Origin of the sequence: Acetonema longum DSM 6540, from assembly GCF_000219125.1 — a bacterium.
Lineage (GTDB): Bacteria > Bacillota > Negativicutes > Sporomusales > Acetonemataceae > Acetonema > Acetonema longum.
The window spans coordinates 1-5,613 of sequence record NZ_AFGF01000196.1 but is presented as its reverse complement, the minus strand read 5'-3'; the positions used below and the strand labels follow the sequence as shown (position 1 = coordinate 5,613).

Sequence of the window (5,613 nt, the reverse complement as noted above, 5' to 3'; positions counted from 1 at the left end):
CACTTTTTTGTAAAGTTCCAATCTCAGATTATGGCAACTGCAAAACTTATCTTCAGCTTCGAATCCGGGACCTTTTTGAGCGGAGTCCCTATCGTCCGAAGAACCAATAATACGATAGCGCCGCCACAGCCAAGCGGTAGTAGGCAAAGGATGTCAGGGTGGAACGGTTAAGGAACCGCAAAAACCAAATAATCGACAGCCATGCTACGATGAATGCCGTTACAAACCCTACTGCCAGCATGGCTAAATCATTGGTATTCAGCTGTGACCAGATTTTTAAAAGGTCATACACACAGGCAATGGCCATAATCGGTACAGCAATAATAAAGGAGAATTCGGCAGCCGCTTTCCGGCTCATGGAAAAGAGCAAGCCGCCGGCAATGGTGGATCCGGAGCGGGAAAAACCGGGCCAGAGGGATAAGATTTGAAACAGACCGACAAAAAAGGCCTGCCGCAGCGTAATTTCATCCAGTTCACGGGTCTGCGGCCGCTTGGCAATTTTTTCGGCTGCCAGCATAAGAATGCTGCCGGCCACCAAACCAATGATCACGGTAAAAGGTGAAAAAAGATAGGCTTTAATCGGCTTATGCAGAAAAAAGCCGATACCTAAAACCGGTACAATGCCGGCGGCCACATGCCATGGAGTCAGCTCCCGCCGTCCTATAGGAGAACGAAAATCCAGCAGCCGGAGAAACTTGTCCCAATACAGAATGAGTACCGATAAAATCGCTCCCAATTGAATAAATACACTAAATACTGCAGCTTTCTCACCTTCGAAGCCCAAAAGTGATCCAACTAAAATCATATGTCCCGTGGAAGAAATAGGAAGAAATTCAGTAAGTCCTTCTACAATGCCAATTATAATTGCTATGATTATTTCATTCACGCACATACATCCTTTTCAATGGTTTCCTAGTCAAGTTCGATGGTACGAATCCTATCCAGCGGATATTCACGGGGGGTGGCTCTGCCGGTTTGCGCCAGGACCAGTTTGCCGCCAGCCACTTCTCCCGGCCAGGCCGCAATAATACAAAATTTTTGGCTCAACTGACGCAGCAAATCCAGTGGTTCAAGGTGCATGACCGGCGCAAACAGGACCTGAATTCCGTCCAATAAAATGACTTCGGCCTGCTTTGCTCCCAATACCCTGCCTGCAATGGCCGGAGCTTCCTGAGCCCTGGCTTTTGGCACCAATTCCAGCAGTTCCTCCGTCATCAGTTCCCGGCAGTCAAGATACTCCCAACCTTGTAGAGCAGCCAGTTCACGCATCACTTTGCTCTTACCGCTGCCGGGTCCGCCGACGAGCAGCAATAATTTCTCAATACCTTGTTCCACTTCGCGGATAGTTTCCACCACCCGCTGCACCGTAACCGGCATTCGATCATCTCCCTCATTATACTGCACACTACAAAAAATATTCTTGAAAATTGGTTTTCGCCAAAAAATGCCGAAATCCTTTTTACATCTGGCATCGGTCTCGATTGCAGGCAAGAAAAAAGACATCCCAGAGGATGTCTTTTAGTGTTTACAGCAGTTATTGTTTCTATGACTCGTCACCCAGCGGGTCGTATTCAGAACTTTCTACCTGAGTGTCTTTACCCATGCCGACCAATCCCTTATATACGCCGCGAATTTCCTGGTCATCAGCGCGATTATCCAGATAGCGTTCTAATTTACGTTTGACCCGTTGCAGGGCATTATCAATGGATTTAACATGACGCTCCAGTTCAACGGCTATCTCCTGATATGATTTTCCATCCAGATACGCCATCAGAACTTTCCATTCCAGTTCACTCAATATTTCGCCCATTTTTTCTTCAATATCAATAAACTCTTCCCGACTGATCACCAGTTCTTCCGGGTCGGAAACCTTGGAACCGGACAGGACATCCAGCAAAGTGCGGTCCGAGTCTTCGTCATAAATTGGCTTGTTTAAAGAAACATATGAGTTCAAAGGAATATGTTTTTGCCTGGTAGCTGTTTTAATCGCAGTAATAATTTGGCGCGTAACGCACAATTCGGCGAAGGCACGGAACGAAGACAGCTTATCATTGCGAAAGTCCCGAATGGCTTTATAAAGCCCGATCATGCCTTCTTGGATGATATCTTCCCGGTCAGCGCCAATCAGAAAATACGATCTGGCTTTCGCACGAACGAAGTTGCGGTACTTGTTAATCAAATACTCCTGTGCGATTGTGCTATCGTTATCTCTGGCTTCTAGCACTACTTCCTCATCGGTCATGTTCTCAAAACAGCTATACAAATCGCGTTGAGTACTAACCCGCATCGCATCGCCCCCACTGTTCAATTTGCCGGTTAACAGCCAAAAAAGAAAATGCACTAAAGCGTATAAACCTTATAAAGCCTTAGTACATGCCACTTTCGTATCAAATTATACCCCAAGGGCAGCAAAATAGTCAAGCTATTATTCTTGGGGAACCCCCGCGCCATGCCGCAACCGGTTGAGTTTGGCAAAGACATCGGCATTGACCCGGCTGCCGATCTCATGACGGCCGCCGGTCCGATCGGCCTGCTCTTTCCTTTCCTTCAGCTGCCTTTTTACTTGTTTTACATCTACAGCCAATTCTCTGGCGGAAATACGATAGCCGCCGGACCCTAAAATCACCATCTGTTCAATCCAGTCAGACGTGACTACATAAACACTTTTCTCTTGGCGCACCCATTGGTAAACCAGTTTTTCAATATAACTGTCGGCAGTTTCTCCTTCAGCGGTATACGCCACTTCCACCCCGGCGATGGTCTCCGTTTTGGATGACGTGGTCGGTGAAACCGCTGAATGAGCATCAAAGACCACCAATACCCGCCAGCCTTTAAACGCACCATACTCTGCCAGTATGTCCACCAAACAGTCCCGGGCATGGTCTAAATTTTCCAGCATACCCGCCAATTCTGGCCAGGCATGAATTACATTGTAGCCATCTACGATAAGAACGTCTCTGTCACTGCCGTTTTTCACTGTAGCTCCTTTCGGAGGCCGTCGAAAAAGGCCTCAGATTCAGATCATAGATGATTTTTATACCAACTTCTAACGAGAACTCTTAGTATCATCTGCTGCCGGTGGTCTAGCCTTGTCTTCAGAACCGGTTTGATTGGCAGCTGATCCGGTTGGGTCAGTCGGATTCAGCGGCAAAGCCGGATTGACTGTCATGTCCTTGCCTGGCTGAATGTCTCCCGCAGAATCCGGCTGAACCGCCGGCGGTTTCGGGCCTACCCTAACCACCGCATTTTCCGGTACATAGCGGTCCTTTCCGAGAAATTCCCGTTTTATCACTTTCCCATCCGCCTTGATCACCCGGAATACGTTCATCTCATAGCCGGGTGCTCCTTTTTTCGCCTTCTCCGGATCTAGAACGACTTGTCCGGCAGGCAGCAGGGGGTCAACTATTTCCACAGTTTTAAAAGGCAGCTCCTTTAAGTCGGTGACTTCGATATGAACCGTTTGTTTCAGATTTTCTTGGTTTTCCCGGCCAAAAATAGCCACAGTCAATTTATTGTTTTTTGTTTCCGTTAAAATCATCAGCGATGAAGACGTATTGTTCACAAACTTAAAATCAACCGAACCATACACCACCGTCGCATCCCGCCCCATCCCCACATAAGACAGAGGCCTGCCGTGATTCCATCGTTCTTTGACAGGCAGATTGGCCAGCAGCACAGCATTGTATAAAGTGGATGATACCTGACAGATCCCGCCGCCGATTCCCGGCACCATCTCACTGTCGAAAATCTCCATGGCTTCTTTAAAGCCGCTGGCTGTATCTCTGGGGCCGACCGCATCATTAAAGGAGAATATTTGCCCCGGCTTAAGGATAAGACCGTTAATCTTAGCGGCAGCCAAAGCTATATTGGTACTGCGATTCACATCGTTAGAGTCAAATTTAGTGGAAAACGCGCTTTGCAGGGTGACGATCCCGGTCTTGGTTAAGGACTCTTTCGTCACGGCCGGCTCTGTGACAGTCAGCGGAATTTCCAGCGTGTGAATATCGGGATGATAGAAGGCTTGCAGGATTTGTTCCGCCAGTTCTTCGGTATGGAGCTTTCGACCCTGTTGTTCAGGAATAACGCCGCCTGTTTTCAGGCTAAGCACCGCATCTTTCGGCTCCCGCTCCAGAGTTTTCTTCCACTGATCAATCAACTGGTCCAGCTTAGCCTGATCATGACTGATGTATGGCTGAAAACTGCGGCCATTTTCCCGGGCGTAACGAATATCCTGCACCCGCTGCCACCAGGAACCGACCCGGCCATATTGCCAGGCGTCAGCCACCGTCCGGTCCGGCTGCATAGAAAAATCGACCTGATCAGGCGTTAATAGAAATACCGTATTCTCAAAATACAGCAGTAATTGTTTACCGTGGGTTTGCTGCTCCCAGGAACGGACTTCTGCGGTCAATTCCTCCAAAGTCTTCCCCTGAAGCTGGATATTCCCAACCAGCACCCCGCCATATACCCGGTCGTAAAATAACGGATACACGGCAGTCCCAATGAGCACAATGACGATGAATAAACCGGTCAGCAAAAATCTGCGATATTCCATCAGTTTGCTATACACCAAAATTTCACTCTGCTTTCATCTAGACTCGAAACAGGGTTCAGATACTAGAAGCCTATTGCAAAACACATCTGCAGCCTCGAAACAGGAGCTTTTTCAACGACCTTCTTCGCGCTGCCGGAAAACTTCATACAGTATTAAAGAACACGCTACAGAAGCATTCAATGAGGCGATTTTCCCCTTCATCGGGATCTTCACCAGAAAGTCACAGGTTTCCTTGGTCAGGCGGCTTAATCCCTGGCCTTCGTTGCCAATTACAACCACAATCGGCCCGGTTAAGTCGGCCTGATAGTAATTCTGGCTGCCTGCCATATCTGCTCCTACAATCCAGCATCCCATTTTCTTGAGTTCTTTGATGGTTTGGGCCACATTTCCAATTCTGGCTACCGGAACGTGCTCAATAGCGCCGGCGGAAGTCTTGGCCACCGTGCCTGACAAAGGGCAGCTGCGCCGCTTGGGGATCAGAACGCCATGAGCCCCGGCTGCATCCGCCGTCCGCAGAATAGCCCCCAGATTATGAGGATCCTCCAGTTCGTCCAGCAGGATGAAAAAGGGCGGTTCATTCTTTGCTGCGGCCTTCGCCCATAGGTCCGAGAGTTCCGCATAATCCACCGGGGACGTGGCAGCCACAACTCCCTGATGCTTTAAGCCCTGAGTAAGGCTGTCCAACTTGGCGCTGTCCACATCTTGCACTACCAGGCCTTGCTCTTTGGCCAAGGCGATAATTTCTTTCACCGAGCCCTGGCGCTCCCCTTTGGCAACCAAAATTTTATTGATGGGTCGCCCCGCCTTTAAGGCTTCCAGCACACTATTGCGGCCAGCAATAAATTCATCAGGCATATCTTTCAAAAAACTCCTCTTCCTATGTACCGCGGCAATGCGGGAATATCTTGCCTAGATAATATTCGTGACAACAACCGATATTCCTGCGGCCTGTTCAATCGGGAAAAAGGCTCAGCTCCGTTCTTCCGGTTATTATTCCACCATTATACGATTTTCATGAAAACTTTCACGAATTTCTAAGAACCCCTATTGCAAACTCG

At 48.6% G+C, this 5,613-nt stretch carries 6 protein-coding genes; all 6 read right to left on the bottom strand.

The genetic code is table 11. From position 1 onward, the window contains the following. Positions 1-88: 88 nt before the first annotated feature. The 6 genes from ALO_RS16415 to rlmB all read right to left on the bottom strand — a co-directional run bounded on the left by ALO_RS16415 (position 89) and on the right by rlmB (position 5,410). Positions 89-886, bottom strand: coding sequence for an undecaprenyl-diphosphate phosphatase (locus ALO_RS16415; RefSeq protein ID WP_004098160.1), 798 nt, complete (start codon positions 884-886; stop codon positions 89-91). Positions 887-912: 26 nt separating this feature from the next. Further along, positions 913-1,377 (bottom strand): BREX-3 system P-loop-containing protein BrxF, encoded by a 465-nt coding sequence (gene brxF, locus ALO_RS16410; protein ID WP_004098158.1) that lies wholly within the window; start codon positions 1,375-1,377, stop codon positions 913-915. A gap of 166 nt (positions 1,378-1,543) precedes the next feature. Then, positions 1,544-2,287, bottom strand: a complete 744-nt coding sequence (gene sigH / locus ALO_RS16405; RefSeq protein WP_040293708.1) for an RNA polymerase sporulation sigma factor SigH — start codon at positions 2,285-2,287, stop codon at positions 1,544-1,546. A gap of 138 nt (positions 2,288-2,425) precedes the next feature. Further along, positions 2,426-2,977, bottom strand: coding sequence for an NYN domain-containing protein (locus ALO_RS16400; RefSeq protein WP_004098154.1), 552 nt, complete (start codon positions 2,975-2,977; stop codon positions 2,426-2,428). A 69-nt stretch (positions 2,978-3,046) separates the two neighbouring features. Continuing rightward, positions 3,047-4,570 carry a VanW family protein gene (locus ALO_RS16395; RefSeq protein WP_238528295.1) on the bottom strand — a complete coding sequence of 508 codons (1,524 nt, stop codon included), beginning with the start codon at positions 4,568-4,570 and terminating at the stop codon, positions 3,047-3,049. Positions 4,571-4,666: 96 nt separating this feature from the next. Beyond that, entirely contained in the window at positions 4,667-5,410 is a 744-nt protein-coding gene (gene rlmB, locus ALO_RS16390; RefSeq protein WP_040293710.1) for a 23S rRNA (guanosine(2251)-2'-O)-methyltransferase RlmB, read from the bottom strand. Positions 5,411-5,613: the final 203 nt, after the last annotated feature.

What these genes read in the sequence shown, in the direction of transcription:
- brxF (WP_004098158.1), bottom strand. Translation starts at nt 1,377, where the DNA reads ATGCCGGTTACGGTGCAGCGGGTGGTGGAAACTATCCGCGAAGTGGAA.
- sigH (WP_040293708.1), bottom strand. Translation starts at nt 2,287, where the DNA reads ATGCGGGTTAGTACTCAACGCGATTTGTATAGCTGTTTTGAGAACATG.
- rlmB (WP_040293710.1), bottom strand. Translation starts at nt 5,410, where the DNA reads ATGCCTGATGAATTTATTGCTGGCCGCAATAGTGTGCTGGAAGCCTTA.